The organism is Cryptosporangium arvum DSM 44712 (genome assembly GCF_000585375.1).
GTDB classification, from domain to species: Bacteria; Actinomycetota; Actinomycetes; order Mycobacteriales; family Cryptosporangiaceae; genus Cryptosporangium; species Cryptosporangium arvum.
The window spans coordinates 942,288-957,962 of sequence record NZ_KK073874.1; the positions used below are offsets into that span (position 1 = coordinate 942,288).

Here is a 15,675-nt window from a genome sequence, read left to right on the forward strand (position 1 = left end):
GCAGTTCAGAACGCCGGGTCGGTCAAGAGCTTGTCCAGGCGCACCGGCAGGTCGCGCACCCGCACGCCGGTCGCGTGCCAGATCGCGTTCACGATCGCGGCCGGCGACCCGACGATCCCGATCTCGCCGATGCCTTTCACGCCGAGCGGATTCACCGACGAATCCTCCTCGTCGAGCCACGCCGCGTCGATCCACTCGACGTCGGCGTGGGCCGGCACGTGGTACTCGGCCAGGTCGTGGTTCACCCAGTCGCCGGTCGTGACGTCGAGGACGCTCTCCTCGTGCAGCGCCATCCCCAGGCCCATCGTCATCCCACCGATGAACTGGCTCCGCGCGGTCCGCGGGTTCAACACCCGGCCCACCGCGTACTGACCGAACAACCTCGACACCCGGACCTCGCCGGTGTCCGCGTCCACCCGTACCTCGGCGAAGTGGGCCCCGAACGCGTGCTTCCCGGAGTTCTCCCGCGAGCGGACGTCCGGACCGGTGTCGAACGAGGCCGACAACCCGTCCGCCGGGACGGGTCCGGTCAGCCGCGACATCTCCTCGCGCAGCTTCCGGCACGCTCCGTCCACGGCCCAGCCCCACGACGCGGACCCCGACGACCCACCGGCGATCGACGCGCGCGGCAACGAGCTGTCGCCGATGCGTACCGTCACGTTCTCCAGCGGGACCCCCAGCACGTCCGCCGCGACCTGGTGCAACACGGTCCGCGACCCGGTACCGATGTCCACCGCCGCGACCTCGACGAGAACGTTGCGTGACGCGTCGATCCGCACCGTCGCCGTCGACGGCATCACCATCGACGGGTACGTGGCTCCGGCCACCCCGGTCCCGACCCACCACCGGCCTTCGCGCCGCTGCCGGGGTCGCAGCGGCCGGGTGTCCCACCCGAACCGGGCCGCGCCGAGCCGCAGACACTCCACGTAGTGCCGGCTGCTGAACGGCGTCCCGTCTTCGGGCTCGGCGTCCGGCTCGTTGCGGATCCGCAGTTCGATGGGGTCCAGGCCGAGCGAGGCCGCCAGCTCGTCGACCGCGCACTCCAGCGCCACCATGCCGGGCGCCTCGCCCGGCGCGCGCATCCACCGCGGCGTCGGGACGTCGAGCCGCGCCAGCCGGTGCGACGTGCGCCGATTGGGCGCCGCGTACATGTGCCGCGTCACCACCGCGGTCTGCTCCGCGAACTCGAACAGCTGCGACGTGTGCTCGACGACGTCGTGCGCTATCGCGGTGAACACACCGTCCGCGGTCGCCCCGAGCCGCACCCGCTGGATCGTCGGCGTCCGGTGCCCGACCATCGTGAACAGCGCCTGCCGCGGCAACGCCAGCCGCACCGGGTGACCCACCACCCGCGCGGCCATCGCGGCCAGGATCGCGTTCGGACGTGCGCTGCCCTTCGACCCGAACCCGCCGCCGACGTGCTCGGCGACCACGTGCACCTGGTCCTTTTTCAGCCCGAAGACCTTCGCGACCTGCGAAGCGATCGCCGACGGGCCCTGGTTCGAGTCGTACAGCACCAGGTCGTCGTCGACCCAGAGCGCGGTGGTGGCGTGCGGCTCCATCGGGTTGTTGTGCAGCGCGGGGGTCTCGTACGTGACGTCGACGGTCGCGGCCGCGTCGGCGAGCGCCGCCTCCACGTCGCCCGACGAGGTGTCCGACGGGAACGCCGGGTTGACCTTCTCCGGGGTGTAGAGCCTCGGGTGGTCGGGCGTCAGGAGCACGTCGTGCTCCTCTTCCTCGATGCTCAGTTCGACGCTCTGCGCAGCACCCCGCGCCGCCTCCAACGTCCTGGCGACGACGAGCGCCACGACCTGACCCCGGTAGCTGATCGTCGGCGACTGCAGTACCTGCAGTTCGGGGTCGTCGGCCTCGCTCAGCTTCGGGGCGTTGCCGTGCCAGAGCGTGGTCAGCACGTCGCCGCTTTCGGGGGCGTCGATCGCCGTGAGCGTGCCGCGTGCGACCGGCGACTGCACGATCCACGCGTAGACGACGTTCTCCACCGGGTACTCGACCGCGTACCGGGCGGTTCCGGTGACTTTGAGCGGGCCCTCGACCCGCGCCACCGGCGTTCCGATCGCCCCCGGCCGGGTCGGACTGAGCGTCATCGGAGCTCCTCGAGCGTGGTGGCCACCAGATTGCGGATCAGGGGGATCTTGAACGCGTTGTCGCGCAGGGGCTCGGCGGCGGCGAGCTCGGCGTCGGCCGCGGCGAGGAACGCTTCGCGGGTGGCCGGTCCGCCGCGCAACGCCTCCTCGGCCGCACGGGCGCGCCAGGGTTTGTGCGCCACCGCGCCGAGCGCGAGCCTCACGTCGTCGACCCGGCCGTCGGCATCGAGCTGCAGGCAGGCCGCCACGGAGCCGACCGCGAACGCGTACGAGGCGCGGTCGCGGGCCTTGCGGTACGCGCTGGGTCGGCCCAGCACAGGCAGGTCGACCGCGGTGATCAGCTCGCCCGGCTCCAGAACCGTGTCGTGGTGCGGCCGGTCGCCGGGGAGGCGGTGGAGCACCTCGATCGGGATCGTGCGCTCGCCGTTCGGCCCGGTGACGCGGGCGACGGCGTCCAGGGCCACGAGCGCCACCGCCATGTCCGACGGGTGCGTGGCGACGCACGCCTCCGAGGCGCCGAGGACGGCCAGGTTGCGGTGGTCACCCTCGCGGGCCGGACAGCCGCTGCCCGGAACCCGCTTGTTGCAGGGTTTCGTCGCGTCCATGAAGTACCGGCAGCGGGTGCGCTGGAGCAGGTTCCCGCCGGTCGTGGCCATGTTGCGCAGCTGCCCCGACGCGCCGGCGAGCAGCGCCTGGCTGAGCACCGGATAGTGCCGCCGCACCACCGGGTGCGCGGCGAGCTCGCTGTTGCGCACGCCCGCGCCGATCCGCAACCCCCCGTCCGGCCGCCGGACGACGTCGTGCAGCGGCAGCTGGTTGATGTCGACAAGCGTCTCCGGGGCGGTGACGCCGAGCTTCATCAGGTCGACGAGGTTCGTGCCGCCGGCCAGATAGGTGCCGGTCTGCGCGACGGCTTCGTCGATGTCGGTGACCGCGCGATAGGTGAACGTCTTCACCGGGCCGCCTCCACGATCGCGTCGACGATGTTCGGGTAGGCGCCGCAGCGGCAGAGGTTGCCGCTCATCCGCTCGCGGACCTCTTCCCGGCTGAGCTGCGGGGTGTCGCCGGTGACCGCGCTGGGCCAGCCGTCGTTCAGTTCGCCGAGCATGCCGACCGCGCTGCAGACCTGGCCGGGCGTGCAGTAGCCGCACTGGAAACCGTCGTGCTCGAGCATCTCCCGCTGCACCGGATGCAGGTTCTCCGGCGTGCCGAGCCCTTCGACCGTCGTGATCCGCGCGTTCTGTTGCGAGATCGCCAGGATCAAACAGCTGTTGACGCGACGACCGTCGAGCAGCACCGTGCAGGCACCGCACTGGCCGTGATCGCAGCCCTTCTTGGCACCGGTCAGGCTCAGGTGCTCACGGAGCGCGTCGAGGAGCGTCGTGCGGGGATCGACGGTGAGGTGATGGGTGGTGCCGTTGACGGTCAGCGCGAACGTCTCGCGGGCAGATTCGGGCATAACGCCGAACTACCCGCGTTGGCTCCCGATTAACTCGTCAGGGTCGCGGCGTGGTTCGGCACGAAACGCTGGGAGTCGCGCGGAGGGCGCTGGTACCCCGACGACTTCGGCCGCTTGGGCAGCTTGATCTTCGGCTCGCTGACGTGCTGGTACGGCACGGTCGAGAGCAGGTGCGCGATCATGTTCAGCCGAGCCGACCGCTTGTCGTCGCTCTCGACGACGTACCAGGGCGCTTCCGGGATGTCGGTGTGCACGAACATCTCGTCCTTGGCGCGGGAGTAGTCCTCCCAGCGCGCGATCGACTCCACGTCCATCGGCGAGAGCTTCCAGCGGCGCAGCGGGTCGTCCAACCGGGCTTCGAAGCGGCGCTGTTGCTCGGCGTCGCTCACCGAGAACCAGTACTTGCGGAGCAGGATCCCGTCCTCGACGAGCATCCGCTCGAACAGCGGGCACTGGTGCAGGAAACGGCGGTACTCGTCCTCGGTGCAGAAGTTCATCACGCGCTCGACGCCGGCGCGGTTGTACCAGGACCGGTCGAACAGCACCGCCTCACCCGTCGTGGGCAGGTGCTGGGCGTACCGCTGGAAGTACCACTGGCCGCGCTCACGGTCGGTGGGCGCCGGGAGCGCGACCGTGCGAGCGTAGCGGGGGTTCAGGTACTGGCTGACGCGGCTGATCGTGCCGCCCTTGCCGGCGGCGTCGCGTCCTTCGAAGATCACCAGCAGCCGGCTGCCCGACTGACGCAGCCAGGCCTGCATCGTGACCAGTTCGGTCTGCAGCCGGAGCAGCTCGGCCTCGTAGACCTTCTTCCCGACCCGCGCCGGTTCGGTCTGCTCGTCGACGTCAGGCTCGCGCTTTGCCATCCGTTCACTTTACGGGGGTCAGGGGCGGGTCACCGGCGAGGACGGCCAGGATGTTGTCGACCGCCAGCGACGCCATGGCCCGGCGGGTCTTCGCGGTGGCGCTGCCGATGTGGGGCGTGAGGACCGCACGGCTCCCGACCGCGAGCAGGTCGGGGTGGACGTCGGGCTCGTTCTCGAAGACGTCCAGACCCGCGCCGGCGAGCTGGTTCGTCCGGAGCGCTTCGGCGAGATCCCTCTCGTTGATCAGCGGACCGCGCCCGGTGTTGATCAGGATCGCGGTGGGCTTCATGAGCGTCAGCGTCTCGCGGTCGATCAGGTGCCTGGTCTCGTCGTTGAGCGGGACGTGCAGGCTCACGACGTCGGACTCGGCGAGCAGTTGACCGAGCGGGAGACGCGACGCGCCGAACCGCTCCTCGGCGGCCGGGTGCGCCGAACGGGCGGTGTACAGGATCTTCATGCCGAAGCCGAAGTGCGCGCGGTGCGCGAGTGCCTCACCGATCCGGCCCAGGCCGACGATGCCCAGGGTCGCGCCGGAGATGTCGATGCCCATCGGCTCGCGCAGCAGCTGGAACGGACCGGTGCCGTGCTCGCGGGTGCTCGCGTCGGACTCGGGGATCTGCCGGGCGACCGCAAGCATCAGCGTCATCGCGAGGTCGGCGGTGGCGTCGGTGAGGACGTCGGGAGTGCGCGTGACGATGGTCCCGGCCTTCTGCGCCGCGTCGACGTCGATGTTGTCGAAGCCCGTCGCGATCGTGGCGACGATCGTGAGGCGGGTTTCCGCGAAGACCTCCTCGGTCAGCTTGTCGGTGAGCTGGCTGAGCAGGGCGTCGGCGTCTTTCGTGTGCTCGATCAGCTCGGCGGCGCTCAGACCGCGCGGCGAGTCGAGGGTGACCACCTCGTGCCCGGCGTCCCGGAGGCGCTGAACCTGTTCTGCGTGTACCGGCTGGGTGACGACGATCTTCGCGACCATGTGGTCTGGATATCAGATGGCTGGAACTTGACTGATTCCAGTTACCCTGGGGGAGTGGTCGAGGAAAACACCCGCGCTCAGTTGCGCGACGCCGGGCTGCGGGTCACCGCGCAGCGCGCGTCGGTGCTGGATGCGCTGCGAGACCAGCCGCACGTGACCGCCGACGCGGTCGCGCGGTGGGTGCGTGAGCACGGGGTCACGATCTCCACGCAGGGCGTCTACGACGTGTTGGACGCGCTCACCGCGGTGGGGCTGACGCGCCGGATCGAGCCCGCCGGTTCCCCCGCGGTCTACGAGGCCCGCGTCGGCGACAACCACCACCACCTCGTGTGCCGGACCTGCGGAACGATCGTCGACGTCGACTGCGTCGTCGGGTCGTCCCCGTGCCTGACGCCGGCCGACTCGCACGGGTTCGCGGTGGACGAGGCCGAAGTGGTGTTCTGGGGCGTCTGCCCGGAGTGCTTGCGACTTTCGTCGTAAGGCCTCTCGCCTTCGGTGCGATGACTCCCCGGACGGTTCCTCCGACACTCGGTGCATGGCTGTTCTGACGAAGCACCGACGGACGTACACCCTCGACGGCTCGCGGGTCGAGCTGTGGCGCTCACTCCGGCGCGGTTCGCTGATCATCGACGACGTGGTCGTTCCGGTCGAGGTGACGAGCTTCCGCCGGCTGGCCGTCTCGGCCGGTGCGGTGCGGCTGGGCCCGTCCGGGGCGATGCTGCCCGACGGGCCGGCCGGCTGGGAGGTCACCCGGCGGTCGGTGAGCGTCGTCCGCGACGGCGCGCGGATCGACGTCCGCGAAGAAGGTTTTCTCCGCAAGACGACGACGGTCGACGTGACCGGGGAGTGGGCCGACCGCGAGCTGATCGTGCTGACCGCGGCGTTCGCGCTGCTGGCGCGGCAGCGCCGCCGCCGGATGATCATGATCGTCGCGGCGGCGAGCAACCACGGCTAGGGGCGCCAGGCGGGGTCGCGGCCGGTGAGGCCGAGGATCCGATCGAGCGACGGCGCATCGGCCGGGACCGGCACCTCGGGGCCGAAGATCCCCATCTGCCGGCCCTGCTCGGCCATTCCCCGCGCTTCCGCGACGAGCGGGCGCAGCACCTCCTCCGGCCACCTCGGCGACTGTCCGGTCGCTCGGGCCAGGTCCCAGCCGTGCACGACCAGCTCGGCGAGGACCATCCCGCCGATCATCGGCGCGGGGAACTCCGTCGGGCCGCCCATCCGGGTCGTGCCCTCCCAGGCCGCGGGCGCGCCCCAGCCGGTGACGAGCTCGTCGAAGTGGGCGTCGAGCGCCTTGCGCCAGTCCTTCGGCGGCTCGACCGGACCCACCTCTTCCTTCCGCGCGGCCCCGACCAGCGCCGGCCCCCACTGCAGCAGATGGTCGACCAGCGCTTTGACGTCGAACTCGCGGCACGGCGTCGGCGCGCCGAGCTGCTCGTCCCGGATGGTGCGGACGACGTCTCGCGTCGGCTCCACGGTCTGGGTGATCAACGTGTGCATACGTGCCACGCTACGAACGGTGTCTTGAAAAAATGCGACGCTGTCGACGTGGACAGGCGAGGCCAACGCGGCGGCTGGGCCGATTTCCAGACCCACTCGTTCGGGTCACCCTCGGCGGAGCTCGCGCCGTTCGTGGAGCACTACTGGGCGGTGCGGTGGGATCTGCGGGGGCAGGAGCCGTTCCGGCAGCTGCTGCCGCCGCACGTGAACGTGCACCTGTCGTACGTCGGCTCGTCGCCGGGGGCGGTGCGCGGGCCGGCGCGCCGGTTCTCCCACCGTGCGCTCTCCGACGTCGGAGAGGTGTTCGGCGTGGCTTTCCGCCCGGGCGCGTTCCGTCCGTTCCTCGACGGCCCGGTCTCGTCGCTGGCCGGGCGGTCGGTGGCGGCGGCGGCGATCTTCGGTCGCGACGGCGCACCGACGCCCGACGCCGTCGAGAGCCTCCTGCTGGCCCGGGAGCCGGTGCTGACCGCGGCGGCCACCTCGGCTCGCGACGCGGTCGAGCTGATCGCGTCGGAACCGGCGTTGACGCGGGTCGAGGCGCTGGCCGCGCGGTTGGACGTGGGTGTGCGGTCCCTCCAGCGACTGTTCGCCGAGCACGTCGGCCTCGGGCCGAAGTGGTGCATCCGGCGCTACCGCCTCGCCGAGGTGACGTCCCGGCTCGAGTCCGGCGCCGACGTCGACTGGGCCGCGCTCGCCGCCGAGCTGGGCTACGCCGACCAGGCGCATCTCAGCCGGGACTTCACCGCGATCCTGGGCGAGCCACCTAGCCGTTACGCGCTGCGGTACCCGTCGGGATCGCCCACTCGGGGTTGAACGCGACGACGTCGTCGCCGGTGGGCCGCGGATCGCCGACGCGCCCGCTGCCGGGATCCACGAACCTCACCCCGGCGTTCGTCAACCGGGCCAGGTGCGCTTCCCACGCCGGATGCCCCCAGAGCGCGTCGCTGACCGTCGGCACGATCGTGATCGGTGTGCCACTGGCCAGCGCCTCGCACACGAGACCGGCGGCGTAGTTGTCCATGATCCCGGTGGCCAGCTTGTTGATCGAGTTGAACGTCGCCGGGCACACGACGACGTGCCCGGGGGTGGGGAACCGTTTGGGTTCGTCCGGCCGCCGCTGCTCGACCAGCGGTGCGTACCCGGTGACGCGCTCCACCTGCTCGGCGTCCACCCAGTTCATCGCGCTCGCGGTCGCGACGACACGCACCACCCACCCGTGTTTCCGCGCGGCTTCGGCGATCTCGTGCACCCGAGCGGCCAGCGGGGAGCCGCACGCGACCACGGCGAGGTACTCGCTCACGTGCGGGACACTAATACGGTGGCGGCGGTAACTCTGGACAACCTCGGCGCGTGGGTGCTCAAGGGCAACGCGGATCGCGTCGACCTGGCTGGTCGTTTTGCTCGGGAGCCGCGGGTCTCCCAGTGGTGCGTCCGCCCGGGCTACCGGATGCGCCTCATGCGCGCTCCGCAGCCGGTGGTGTTCTGGGCCAGCGGTTCCCAGGCCGGGGTGTGGGGCGTCGGGAACGTGGCCGACGTGCCGTTTCTCGGGGAGGACGGGGCGTGGCACGTGCCGCTCGGTCTGACGATCGATCCGGTGTCGGCCCGGGTGCCGCGATCGTCGCTCCGCGCCGATTCCCGGCTCGCCGGGATCGAGGTGTTCCGCCAGCCCCAGGGCCCCAATCCGTCGTTCCTCACGGTCGAGCAGTTCGACGTGGTGCGGAGTTATCGGGACTCCCAGGCGAATCCGTCCGGGTCGCTGAAATCACCTTCGTCGGCGGCGATCGCGAGGCGGTGAGAACCGCTGCCGGTGGTCGGAACACCGGCGTCCTTGGCCAGCGCGCGCCGCCCGTAGAGCGCGAATTTGACGCCGGAGGATTCGAACTCGACGTACTTGTTCCCGAAGCCACGCTTAACCGTGAGCCCCCGGTCGAGGTAGAACTTCTTGGTCGTCGCGACGTTCTCGGCTCCCAGCAGCAACACGACGTCGTCGATGTGTTTGGTGGCGGGCCCGGTGTTCTTCTTCGACGAGGACGCGATCTTGACGATGGTGCCGTCCGGGGCTCGGACGACGCCGCCGTAGCCCCAGAAGCTTTTGGTGACGGGCTTGAGGGCGGTGGCGCCGGCCGACATCGCAGCTTCGGTGAGGGCGTCGACGGTGGCCGGTTGGGATACGACGAGTGACACCGTGCAGCCCCGGAAGCCGGTGGTGGGGGTGGTGTCGTGGCGGATGCGCACCCGGTCGGCGAGGCCGATGGCCTGGTAAAAGGCGGTGGCCGTGGTGGGGTCGGCGGCTTCGATCACCAGAGATTTGATCGTTGTCATGGGCATGACGCTAGGTGGCCGGCGGGTGCCCGGGCTTCTCGATTCCTGACCGCTTGCGTCCAGGGGCGCGTCAGCTCACGAGGCGCACGTCGGTCACCGTCCGGGGCGGTTGGATCGTGAGCGTCTGCCGGGGCACGACACCGGCCGCGAGCGTCGCGCCGGCAACCTGCCACACCGGCGAATCCCGGCCGCCGGGCTCGGATGTCCGAAGTGGCAACGTCCTGCCATGGCAACTCCTGACAACTGCGGCATCGGTGACACGCCCCACAATTCCCTGATCTCCTGACTGGGCAATTACCGGGCAACAGCACGGGGAGATCCACATGCGGCGCGGATTCGGCATTCTTCTCGCCACCATCGCACTCGCACTTTTCGGCGCGGTACCGATCGCCACCACGTCAATCGACTCCGGCGCGTCGACGCCGAACAGCACCGAATGGGGAGACCGCTAGTCCACCGGCGAATTCCGATCACTGGAAGGTGTGAAAATGCGAGCGACTTTTCGTTTACTGCTGGCCGTCGGGTTGACCGGAGCGGCACTCACTATTCCGGCGCAGGCGGCCACGGCCGACCCGTGCGGCGCCAGTAGCTACAAGAGCGGAAGCACGCAGTACGTCGCCTATCGGAACTGCGGGGAGAGCGTCTCGCGCCGAATGCGGGGCGTGATCGACGGGAGCCGGGGCGCCTGCCTCCAGGTTCCCGGCGCGACCTCGGGCGTCCTGCACAAGAAGAACATCGGTTCGGCGTCGCTCCGGCCGTGGTCGCTGGAGGGCTGCTGACGTTCGTCGGGGTCCGGGTGTCCCGTTCTGCGGGGCACCCGGACGTGCTTTCAGAAGTCGTCGTTGCGCCGCAGCTTGCGGGGGCGGCCGTCGGGGTCGAGCAGGTACTGGTACAGCGGGTCGGCCCAGAAACCGGCAAAGGGCTTGAGCTTCTCCGGGGTGTACGGGCGAAGCCGGCCCTTCGGGCGCGGACCTGATTTTCCGTCCTTGTGCCAGGCGTCCAGGGCGTCGGCCGACTCTTTGAACGCACGGAACGCCGCGTGCGGGTCGCTCAGGGCGTCGACCTCGTCTTTCTGCAGTTCCAAGTGTTCGGACGACAGCAGGAGCCGCAGGTCGCGGGCGTAGACCCGGGCGCCGTCGCCGAGGCCGGCGGGGTCCTGGGGTTCGCGGCGGTCACGTTCCTCGTCGATCACCGCGCAGGAGAGCTCGGAGTCGTAGGTCCAGGAGCGGCGGTTGAGGTTGTCGGAACCGACAACGGCCCAGATGTCGTCGATCACGCAGACTTTTGCGTGGACGTACACGGGCGTGCCGTCGCGGTTCTCCGGCCCGTAGACGGCGACGCGGTCGGGGGCGACCGCGCGGAACTTCTCCAGCGCCCGGTTGCGGCCGAGGTTCTCGCCGGTCGTCGAGAGGCCGCCCTGGTCGGGAAAGGACGGAACGACCGCGATCAGGTGCAGGTCGGGGTTGGAGTTCAGCGCCTCGGCGAAGCACGCGGCGACGTCCTCCGACCAGAGGTACTGGTCTTCCAGGTAGATCAGGCTGCGGGCCCGCTTGAGCGCCTTGAGGTAGGCACGAGCGATGCTGCGCTCGCCGTCGGGCGCGAACGGGTAGCTGTTGCGCCGGCGGTGCGGGTAGGTGCGCAGGATCTGGACGGCCTGCGTGCCCCGCGGCGACGGGTCCGGCGGTTGCTCGGGCAGCGGGTCGGGCGTGATGTCGCGATGGGTGATCAGGTCGCGCGCGACGCGCACCAGGTTGTTGGAGAGCGGGCTCGGGTCCTCCCAGCGCTCCCGGAACACCGTGTCGACGTCGCCGACGGCCGGACCGCGCATCGCGACCTGGACGTCGTGCCAGGGCGGCTTGTCCCCGTAGACGTCGGGCATCGGCTGGGCCTGCGGATCACCCTGGTGGTCGCCGTCGTCGCGGCGACTGTGGCCGAGGTCGATGCCACCGACGTACGCGATGTCGGCGTCCTGGTCGCCGGGGTGCCGGATCACCACGAACTTCTGGTGGTGCGAGCCGCCGGTGCGGACACGCATGTCGAGCAGCACCTCACCGCCGGCTTCCTCGACCTCGACGCCCAGGTGGCGGTTCTCCTCCGCGCTGAACTGCAGCTTGTCGAGGTGCGAACGCCAGACCAGGCCTTTGACGACGACACCGCGCCGGGCTGCGTCCTCGAGCACGGAGCCGACCGTGCGGTCGGGCTCGGCCAGCAGCTCGTCGGGGTCGCCCCGCCAGTCGGTGAAGAAGAGGATGTCGCCCTTCTGGGCGGCGTCGATCTCCGCGAGCAGATCAGCGAAGTACGTGGACCCGTGGACGAGCGGCCGCACCTCGTTGCCGGTCGTCCAGGCGATCCCGTCGGGGTGCCGGGAGTCGAGCCGGGTCGAGGGGTTGCCGCGCTCGTCCGCGGTCAGGAACCAGTCGTCGAGGGGCATGCGGGCTCATTACCCCCTCCTGGTGGGTCGGCACACACCGGGTGGGTCACACCGCGATCGGAGCGGCCGGAAGGCGGGTGCGTGTCGTCGCGTCGGCGACCGAGTCGGCGAAACGGCGGAGCCCGCCGGCGAACCGCACGACGTCGTCGTCCGACCAGTCCTCCAGGCCACGCGAGATCAGCTCGACCATCTGCGCCCGATGCACACGCAGCGTCTCGACGCCGGCGTCGGTGATCGCGAGCCGGTGCACACGGCGGTCGGCCGGGTCGGTGGCGCGGGCGATCAGACCGGCCTCGATCAGCGCCGCCACCTGACGGCTGATGACCGACAGGTCCACCCGTAGCCGCTCGGCCAGGTCGCTGGCGCGCTGCTCGCCGTCGGCCGCCAGAACCCCGAGCGTGGGGATCGCGCCGGCCGCGCCGACGTTGTTCGTGCCGACCGCCGGAACCACACGGTGGAACTGACGCTTGATCTCGCCGATCGCGGGCAGCTGGTCGAGCAGCTGGGCGCAGGCCTCCTGCGACGCCATGTCCGCCTCCTCATTAGTTGCTCTTACCAACCATACTGCGTGACGTGTGTAAGTGGCCACTGTGAGGCCGCGCACGTTTGCCGCGAAGCATCACACAAAGGACGCTCAGCCGCCCGCAGGTGGCGCCTCGTCGGCACCGCCGGATCCGTTTCCTCCTCGCGCGCACGGCCATCTTGATGTCGACGAACCGCTCGAACCCTTCCTGCCGGGCCGCGGCGATCAGGTCGTCGATGCTCAGGCGTTCCATCCGCATCGTCTCCAGCACCGGTTCCCCGTTCTCGACGACGACGTACGGAACGCCGTGCACGATCGGGCGGTTGCGCCGGTAACGCCGCCGGACCCGGCCCAGCGCGATCGTCAGCAGCGCGAACACCCTGATCGCGAGGAGGCCCGAGGTCTCCCGAGTACCCGCCGCGGAGCGTCGAGGCCGGCCCGGGCGACCTGCGCGTACTGAACCGTGAGCGGGTAGCCGTTCGCGGTGGCCCGCGCCGGGCGGGAATGGACGCCGAGGAGCCCGAAAGCGTCTCCTACGGGTCTCGCAACACCTGGACCAAAGCGCGCAAAGCGGGCACCGCGCCCTCTAGTTGTTCCCTGTATCCCGGCTCCACCCGGCTGAGCGCGGCGTCCAGGTGGGTGTTCCAGGCGCGCTGGAGACGTTCGAGGTTGTCGTAGGCCTGACCGGTGAGCGTGAGGCGGGCGATCCGGCGATCGTGCGGGTCGGCGTCGCGCGTCATCAGGTCACGCGCGACGAGGTTGCGTACCGCCGCGCTGACGTTGCTGCTCTTCATGCGCAGTTCGCGGGCCACGGTGCTCACGCTGACGCCGGGGTGCCGGCCGACGAAGCGCAGCACGTCCCGCTCGGATTCGGGCAGCGGGACGAGGTTCACTTCCGCGTGCGCGGCCGCTCGGAGCTGGCGCGAGACGTCGTGCAGCAAGGCCGCGAGTTCGCCTGAGAGGAGCGCCACAGCCTCGGGCTCTGTCGACTCCCCGGACACACGTCGATACTAACTTATGTATGAACCCATAAGCTTTTGAAACGAGTGTCGATGGTGATCACCCGGGCGGAGGCGCCCCCGAGGACCGCCCTGCCGCTGGCGGCCGTGCTCGTGCTGGCGCTGCTGTCGGCGATCGCGCCGCTGGCCACCGACATGTACCTGCCCGGCTTCCCCACGATGGCCGACGAACTGGGCACCGACGCGGCGAGCGTGCAGCTCACGCTTACTACGTTCATGGCTGGCCTGGCGATCGGACAGCTGGTCATCGGCCCGCTCTCCGACCGCTGGGGCCGGCGTCGCCCGTTGCTCGTCGGCGCGGCGGTGTGCGTCCTCGCGTCAGCGTTGTGCGCGGCCGCGCCGAACGTCGGTGCGCTTGTCGCCTTCCGGTTCCTGCAGGGTTTCGCCGGCGCCGCCGGCGTGGTGCTCGGACGCGCGATCGTGGCCGACACCGTGCGCGGCGCGGCCGCGGCGCGGATCTTCTCGGTGCTGATGACGATCGGCGGCATCGCGCCCGTGGTGGCCCCGCTGATCGGCGGCGCACTGCTGGGGCCGGTGGGGTGGCGCGGTGTGTTCGTCGTGTTGACGGCGCTCGCGCTCGTGATGCTGACCGGATCGTTCTTCGTGCTCCGCGAGTCCCTGCCGGCCCCCTCGCGGCAAGGAGGCGGGCTGGCGGCGACGTTCCGCGGCGCGCGGATCGTCCTGGGCAACCGGCAGTTCCTCGGATACACGCTGGCGTTCGTCTTCTCGTTCGGGACGCTCTTCGGCTACATCTCGGCGTCGCCGTTCGTGCTGCAGACGGTGTTCGGGCTCTCGTCCGGCTGGTTCTCGGTGGCGTTCGCGGCGAACGCGCTGGGTGTCACCGTCGGCAGCCTGCTGAACGCTCGGTTGGTGGGGCGGTTCGGACCGCGGCCCCTGCTGACCGCCGGGCTCGGTTCGCTGACGCTGTGGTCGGTGCTGCTGTTCACGCTCGCGGTGTCCGGCGGGTTGCAGCTCTGGTCGGTGCTGGGCCTGCTGTGGCTGACGATCTTCTCGCTCGGCTTCGTGATGGGCAACGCGACGTCGCTCGCGATCGCCCAGACCCCGTCCGCGGCGGGAACGGGCTCAGCGGTGATCGGCGCGAGCCAGTTCGCGCTCGCGGCGGTCGTCTCGCCGCTGGTGGGGCTGGGTGGTGAGAACACCGCGATCCCGATGGCGCTGGTGATGGTGGCCTCAGCCCTGATCTCGGTGACGGCGTTCGGAGCGCTGACCCGCTCGTCGGCCCCCGCGGTTCAGCGCACTTGACGAGCCGTTGACCGGATACTCGGAACGCCGGGGGTCCGGTTACCGATACGCTGGGCCCTGGATCCGAGCGGCGGAAGCCACGCGGACCAGGGTGCCGACGACGGTGTCGGCCTCGCCCTCGTAGCTCAGGGGATAGAGCACCGCTCTCCTAAAGCGGGTGTCGGCAGTTCGAATCTGCCCGAGGGCACAGGTCTGACCTGCGGAAACGCCGCGATAGCGGCGCGGCGCGACTGTCCGGTTGGTACCGGGTGTCAACGGCTGTCACCGACGGCCTGTGCCGAATACGCGCCCAAGTTTGGCGGGCCAGTAGGACGCCGTCACGCGCTCGGACGGTCGTCCCGGCCGCGTGGGCCGGGATCGGGACCGGACACCCCCACCGATGGCGGTAGGACGGAACCGGCGACTTCGCTCCGGGGATCGCCGACGGAGCCGGAGGTTCGAATCGCGCCGGGGGCACACAGGAAATCTGCAACGACACCGTCGCCGCACAATCGCTGTGCGTGACTGCGCCCTACCAGTTGCCCGGTTAGACCGCGTTAGGCGCTTCGGCTGCCACGGCGCGGGTCTTCACCAGGAAACCGTTCGAGACTTCGCCGAGCGTGCCGATCGCGTGGCATGGCCACTTACCTCATGACCTGGAATCCGAACGACGTCGGATACGGGAGCTACCTGGATGACATCGGCGTCACCGATGTCGGAGGAACCGTCCGGGCTCGCTGGAGAATCACCATCGGTCAACCTGTGTTCGGGACGACGACCAGGCCTTCCTCTACCGAGTCGGCGATGACCCCGGACTCATCGCCTCCGGCCGCATCACTGACCAGAGGCTCTTTGCGGGGTCGGATTGGGATCCCAAGCGAAAGCGTCAGGTCTCGTACGCAGCCGTGGAATGGGACCGAGTCATCCCAGCGGTCCTGCCGAAGGCCACTCTCAAGGCTCGGCTTCCCGACTTTCCCTGGGACAACTTGCGCCCGTCTGGCGTCGAGGTCCCCTGGCCGCAAGACATCGAGTTGCAGGAGTCGTGGACCGACCACCTCGACAGCGTCACCCCTACCCCCGCGTGGCTCGTCAGCCGGCACGCGTCTGGGGGAGCCAACGCGTTCTGTCCGCTTCGGCGGAGCGGATGAACGCATCAAGATCCCGCCACGCGGAGCGAACCTGTTCCTCACCGCCGCACCTTGGATCGCACGACCGGAGCGATGGCTGGACGATTGACG

Annotated in this window: 19 protein-coding genes and 1 tRNA gene; 8 read left to right on the forward strand and 12 right to left on the reverse strand. The window is 70.2% G+C overall.

The genetic code is table 11. The annotated features are described in order from the left end of the window. Window positions 1-5 precede the first annotated feature (5 nt). Genes CRYAR_RS04325 through CRYAR_RS04345 form a run of 5 tightly spaced genes read right to left on the reverse strand, consistent with a single transcriptional unit; the run spans window position 6 to window position 5,397 of the window. Window positions 6-2,105 (reverse strand): xanthine dehydrogenase family protein molybdopterin-binding subunit, encoded by a 2,100-nt coding sequence (locus CRYAR_RS04325; RefSeq protein ID WP_035848618.1) that lies wholly within the window; start codon window positions 2,103-2,105, stop codon window positions 6-8. After that, the gene (locus CRYAR_RS04330; RefSeq protein ID WP_035848619.1) at window positions 2,102-3,061 is read right to left on the reverse strand and encodes an FAD binding domain-containing protein; all 960 of its coding nucleotides are present in this window, start codon (window positions 3,059-3,061) and stop codon (window positions 2,102-2,104) included. Before CRYAR_RS04330 ends, CRYAR_RS04325 begins: the two co-directional genes overlap by 4 nt. Beyond that, a complete protein-coding gene (locus CRYAR_RS04335; RefSeq protein ID WP_051569725.1) occupies window positions 3,058-3,564 on the reverse strand; it encodes a 2Fe-2S iron-sulfur cluster-binding protein in 507 nt (168 codons plus the stop codon). Before CRYAR_RS04335 ends, CRYAR_RS04330 begins: the two co-directional genes overlap by 4 nt. A 29-nt stretch (window positions 3,565-3,593) precedes the next feature. After that, window positions 3,594-4,427: a polyphosphate kinase 2 gene (gene ppk2 / locus CRYAR_RS04340; RefSeq protein WP_035848621.1), complete on the reverse strand. Its 834-nt coding sequence runs from the start codon at window positions 4,425-4,427 to the stop codon at window positions 3,594-3,596. Between the two features lie 4 nt (window positions 4,428-4,431). Then, the gene (locus tag CRYAR_RS04345; RefSeq protein WP_035848622.1) at window positions 4,432-5,397 is read right to left on the reverse strand and encodes a 2-hydroxyacid dehydrogenase; all 966 of its coding nucleotides are present in this window, start codon (window positions 5,395-5,397) and stop codon (window positions 4,432-4,434) included. A gap of 54 nt (window positions 5,398-5,451) precedes the next feature. Here CRYAR_RS04345 and CRYAR_RS04350 point away from each other — a divergent pair, with 54 nt between their 5' ends. Both CRYAR_RS04350 and CRYAR_RS04355 read left to right on the forward strand, forming a co-directional pair. Continuing rightward, complete coding sequence (locus tag CRYAR_RS04350; protein WP_035848623.1) at window positions 5,452-5,877, forward strand: Fur family transcriptional regulator; 426 nt, start codon at window positions 5,452-5,454, stop codon at window positions 5,875-5,877. 55 nt (window positions 5,878-5,932) lie between these two features. Next, window positions 5,933-6,352: a hypothetical protein gene (locus tag CRYAR_RS04355; RefSeq protein ID WP_035848624.1), complete on the forward strand. Its 420-nt coding sequence runs from the start codon at window positions 5,933-5,935 to the stop codon at window positions 6,350-6,352. Here CRYAR_RS04355 and CRYAR_RS04360 read toward each other — a convergent pair. After that, window positions 6,349-6,900 (reverse strand): TIGR03086 family metal-binding protein, encoded by a 552-nt coding sequence (locus tag CRYAR_RS04360; RefSeq protein ID WP_051569726.1) that lies wholly within the window; start codon window positions 6,898-6,900, stop codon window positions 6,349-6,351. The genes CRYAR_RS04355 and CRYAR_RS04360 overlap by 4 nt on opposite strands. A 48-nt stretch (window positions 6,901-6,948) precedes the next feature. Here CRYAR_RS04360 and CRYAR_RS04365 point away from each other — a divergent pair, with 48 nt between their 5' ends. Beyond that, window positions 6,949-7,713, forward strand: coding sequence for a helix-turn-helix domain-containing protein (locus tag CRYAR_RS04365; protein WP_211247259.1), 765 nt, complete (start codon window positions 6,949-6,951; stop codon window positions 7,711-7,713). On the opposite strand, the gene CRYAR_RS04370 is transcribed toward CRYAR_RS04365, so the two are convergent. Continuing rightward, the gene (locus tag CRYAR_RS04370; protein ID WP_051569727.1) at window positions 7,664-8,200 is read right to left on the reverse strand and encodes a flavoprotein; all 537 of its coding nucleotides are present in this window, start codon (window positions 8,198-8,200) and stop codon (window positions 7,664-7,666) included. The genes CRYAR_RS04365 and CRYAR_RS04370 overlap by 50 nt on opposite strands. A gap of 18 nt (window positions 8,201-8,218) precedes the next feature. On the opposite strand from CRYAR_RS04370, the gene CRYAR_RS46740 reads away from it, so the two are divergent. Next, a complete protein-coding gene (locus tag CRYAR_RS46740; RefSeq protein ID WP_211247260.1) occupies window positions 8,219-8,695 on the forward strand; it encodes a hypothetical protein in 477 nt (158 codons plus the stop codon). On the opposite strand, the gene CRYAR_RS04380 is transcribed toward CRYAR_RS46740, so the two are convergent. Next, entirely contained in the window at window positions 8,623-9,222 is a 600-nt protein-coding gene (locus CRYAR_RS04380) for a VOC family protein (protein WP_035860575.1), read from the reverse strand. The two genes, CRYAR_RS46740 and CRYAR_RS04380, sit on opposite strands and share 73 nt — an antisense overlap. A 323-nt stretch (window positions 9,223-9,545) precedes the next feature. On the opposite strand from CRYAR_RS04380, the gene CRYAR_RS50095 reads away from it, so the two are divergent. Continuing rightward, complete coding sequence (locus CRYAR_RS50095; RefSeq protein WP_281174548.1) at window positions 9,546-9,674, forward strand: hypothetical protein; 129 nt, start codon at window positions 9,546-9,548, stop codon at window positions 9,672-9,674. A 36-nt stretch (window positions 9,675-9,710) separates the two neighbouring features. Next, the gene (locus tag CRYAR_RS46745) at window positions 9,711-10,001 is read left to right on the forward strand and encodes a hypothetical protein (protein ID WP_157017341.1); all 291 of its coding nucleotides are present in this window, start codon (window positions 9,711-9,713) and stop codon (window positions 9,999-10,001) included. A 50-nt stretch (window positions 10,002-10,051) separates the two neighbouring features. Here CRYAR_RS46745 and CRYAR_RS04385 read toward each other — a convergent pair whose 3' ends face one another. The 4 genes from CRYAR_RS04385 to CRYAR_RS04400 all read right to left on the reverse strand — a co-directional run bounded on the left by CRYAR_RS04385 (window position 10,052) and on the right by CRYAR_RS04400 (window position 13,177). Next, window positions 10,052-11,653, reverse strand: coding sequence for a phospholipase D family protein (locus CRYAR_RS04385; protein ID WP_035848625.1), 1,602 nt, complete (start codon window positions 11,651-11,653; stop codon window positions 10,052-10,054). 46 nt (window positions 11,654-11,699) lie between these two features. After that, the gene (locus CRYAR_RS04390) at window positions 11,700-12,182 is read right to left on the reverse strand and encodes a MarR family winged helix-turn-helix transcriptional regulator (protein ID WP_051569728.1); all 483 of its coding nucleotides are present in this window, start codon (window positions 12,180-12,182) and stop codon (window positions 11,700-11,702) included. A 13-nt stretch (window positions 12,183-12,195) separates the two neighbouring features. Next, window positions 12,196-12,555, reverse strand: coding sequence for a YetF domain-containing protein (locus tag CRYAR_RS42665; protein ID WP_051569729.1), 360 nt, complete (start codon window positions 12,553-12,555; stop codon window positions 12,196-12,198). Between the two features lie 154 nt (window positions 12,556-12,709). Beyond that, on the reverse strand, window positions 12,710-13,177 hold the full coding sequence (locus tag CRYAR_RS04400; RefSeq protein WP_084700055.1) for a MarR family winged helix-turn-helix transcriptional regulator: 468 nt from the start codon (window positions 13,175-13,177) through the stop codon (window positions 12,710-12,712). Window positions 13,178-13,228: 51 nt separating this feature from the next. Between CRYAR_RS04400 and CRYAR_RS04405 the strand changes: the two genes are divergently transcribed. Both CRYAR_RS04405 and CRYAR_RS04410 read left to right on the forward strand, forming a co-directional pair. Continuing rightward, window positions 13,229-14,458 carry a multidrug effflux MFS transporter gene (locus tag CRYAR_RS04405; RefSeq protein ID WP_051571902.1) on the forward strand — a complete coding sequence of 410 codons (1,230 nt, stop codon included), beginning with the start codon at window positions 13,229-13,231 and terminating at the stop codon, window positions 14,456-14,458. Between the two features lie 114 nt (window positions 14,459-14,572). Then, window positions 14,573-14,645, forward strand: a tRNA-Arg gene (locus CRYAR_RS04410). The last annotated feature ends 1,030 nt before the right edge of the window (window positions 14,646-15,675 follow it).